The sequence below is a fragment of the Sedimentibacter sp. B4 genome (assembly GCF_000309315.1).
Lineage (GTDB): Bacteria > Bacillota > Clostridia > Tissierellales > Sedimentibacteraceae > Sedimentibacter > Sedimentibacter saalensis.
Genome location: NZ_CANG01000421.1, coordinates 1 through 222 on the forward strand (window position 1 = coordinate 1; position 222 = coordinate 222).

Genomic DNA, 222 nt, shown 5'->3' on the forward strand with positions numbered 1-222 from the left:
TGGACGGCCCACTTCTCGCCCTTGAGTGCTGCGTGAGAGGTGCGCGAGTTCGCGAAGGTGTTGATCCGGATGCCGAACCAGGCGACGCCGAAGGAGCCCGCCATGCCGATCAGCGAGAACAGGATGATCACCGCGATCTGCCAGGCCGGGATGCCGGAGACGGCGAAGTACACGATGATGACCACCGCGATGAAGGCCCAAGCAGCAGCAGGACTTGCCCTG

The 222-nt window shown here is 64.0% G+C and carries 1 protein-coding gene; it reads right to left on the reverse strand.

Annotation, left to right across the window (positions count from 1 at the left end):
* On the reverse strand, window positions 1-222 hold a 222-nt coding region (locus BN358_RS26505; protein WP_198018429.1), incomplete at both ends, for a hypothetical protein.